We start from the raw sequence: 2413 nt of genomic DNA, 5'->3' as shown, positions 1-2413 counted from the left end.
GCCCTCGGTCATAATGCCGTAATCTGACCCAACCTTATCCCACTCATTCAGGTTTTTATAGAATTCGGGGTCGTTATAACCACGACGTAGCTGATCCGCTTCTTCCCCCCTGTTTAGTCCTAAAAAATGTGCTACTGAAATACTGTCTACGCCGTTAGTAACGATATCAGTGGCCCCCTCTATCTCGTCTTTAACTGAACCGTCTGACAAAATGGCACCATAAACTTTATTCTGTCCACGCTGTTTTAGTCCATCCCACGCCGCGCTCACCTCAGCTATTTTACGGTCTAACTCAGTGAGCTGCTGATTTAGCGCTGGATCTACGGTTAAGCCAAATTTCTCAGCCTTTGTCAGTAACTCTTTGTACCTGACCCCCTCTCGCATTAACGCCAAAAGGTTGGCGTCCAGACCTAAAGCATCCGCTAACGTTTTCTGCGTCTGCGGGGAAAGTTTAGGGAATATCTTGGCAACATTGTCCAGCGTTTTATAAACATCCGCTGTGCCGTCTTTGAGACGCTCAATGACAATCCCGTTCTGAGCAAGCAACGCCTGAGTGGTGTCATTACGTGCCCACAAGGGGTCATTGAACGTCTTGTATAGACCCTCAACAGACTGGCGGGCCGAATTACTGTCTACCCCCAAAATCTGCATTGCACCACTGACACGGCTAAATTCCTCAACGGACATACCGGCATTTTTAGCCGCGACATCCAATGAATAGGCTGCATCAGCGGCAGAACTTAATCCCTGCGCCATCTTGACGGCGGTATAACCAACCGCACCTACCGCACCAAGCTTTAAGGCTTTACCACCAATCTCACCGACCATTTTCAGCGGTGGCACCAAATCACCAATAAACTGCACCCCCTCCCGGGCAAACTGCCCCATGCCTTTTAAGCGCGCGTTCAGGTCATCAATACCCTCAACTGATTCCTGCCCGCCCAGCTTGAGTCCATCACGGGTTTTATCCAGATCAGGGATGAGGTTTTTAACGGCTTCTTCTATACGCTGAATGGAGGCCGACGCCTGATCTGTTGCGGTCAATTCAAAATCAAATGCATTACCCATTTTTGCCTGCCTTAATCTTGTTTATCCTGACCGCCTGCTGACGCCACCACATTAATTTACTGTAGGTTAGGGACCAGGCATCACCCGGCCCCCACGAATAGTAATAAGTCACATCTGCTAGTTCGTCGCCCCACTCTCCGGCTGCGGGGAGTAGGCTAAAAAACTCATCATGTAGACCTCGCAGGATTTATAATCGGTGAAAGCCATTTTTTTGATGGCCTCACGCGGCACACCAGACACTGAAGAAATGAGTAGTCCCATCGCACTGAGCGACCCCGATTTGGTCTGTTCGTCGTAAAACTGCTGAACTTGAATTAATACCGGCTCACTGAGTTCAATCACCTCATAAGTGGTTTTGGTGGCCTCATGTGAAATGGATTTAACAAGAGGTATTGTTTTAGTACGTTCTAATTCAGCCATCTTAGTTCTCCGTCACCGACACTGAACCACCCTCCCAGCGAATATCCGCTGTCGCCTCAGTGCTATCCACTTCTTGAGTGTTGACCGACCACATCCCACTGCCGATAATCGTTTTGCCGTTGGCCAGCTCACACACAATATTGACGTTAGTCTGGTCGTTAAAATCACTGATGGACGTGCCGCCACTGTCACGGATTTGGCAGGAAATAAACGGGGCGCTAAAGGTTTCTTTATAACCATGCACTCCATCCATCCCTGTGAGCGTTTCACGTTTGAATTTTGACGGGCTGTATTTGAATTGCCCCGCCACCATAATAGTCAGGCCGTCAACAGTGACATACGCTGTCCCAGCGAGACGATTGGATGTATCACCCATAATAATGAATCCTTATGCTGATGCCTGGAGGCGGAATTGATTGAGAACGGCAAAGATGCGCAACTGGTTAATCAGAACACCCGTCCACAGCACATCAACACGGTTCGGATTGCTGGCGCTCTTTTCCACAATTAGCCCCTTAGCAAAACCTTTGGCGTCCTGCACATAACCGTTAAATTCAAGTGCCTGGTACTGTGCAATCAACTCCGCGCGGATCACATTCGGGGTAATGATGGCCGAGCCAGGCGCGAAACGGGTACCATTGGCCGCCAGCTTCATACGGGCAAATTTCGACGTTACCTGGGTGCGCAGGAATCGAGTGACAAACATCAGCAGGAATAAGGTTTCAATCTGCAAATAGCTGTCATCTTCTGCGCCGTACTTGTTTTTTTGGTATGTGGTAATGATATTTTCCACTTGAACCGTGCTGTCATCCGCCACTGTCACGGTTGAAATGCCGCTGTGCAGCAAATTATTGCGCTCGATCAGGGTAAAGCGGCTGGCAAGCGGCGGAGCCAATACGCCACTGATCGCCAAGGTTTGCAGAGG

General features: G+C 49.4%; 3 protein-coding genes and 1 pseudogene. All 4 read right to left on the bottom strand.

Annotation, left to right across the window (positions count from 1 at the left end; all coding sequences use genetic code 11):
* A pseudogene (locus AEP37_RS23290) lies at positions 1-1068 on the bottom strand (hypothetical protein); the annotation flags it as partial.
* Positions 1069-1185: 117 nt separating this feature from the next.
* A complete protein-coding gene (locus AEP37_RS23285) occupies positions 1186-1488 on the bottom strand; it encodes a phage tail assembly protein (protein ID WP_049615555.1) in 303 nt (100 codons plus the stop codon).
* A gap of 1 nt (position 1489) precedes the next feature.
* Positions 1490-1864 (bottom strand): phage tail tube protein, encoded by a 375-nt coding sequence (locus AEP37_RS23280; protein ID WP_049602789.1) that lies wholly within the window; start codon positions 1862-1864, stop codon positions 1490-1492.
* 12 nt (positions 1865-1876) lie between these two features.
* On the bottom strand, positions 1877-2413 hold a 537-nt coding region (locus AEP37_RS23275; protein WP_049615554.1), incomplete at its 5' end, for a phage tail sheath C-terminal domain-containing protein.

Source organism: Yersinia pekkanenii, from assembly GCF_001152565.1.
Taxonomy (GTDB): Bacteria; Pseudomonadota; Gammaproteobacteria; order Enterobacterales; family Enterobacteriaceae; genus Yersinia; species Yersinia pekkanenii.
This window is presented reverse-complemented; position numbering and strand designations above follow the sequence as displayed.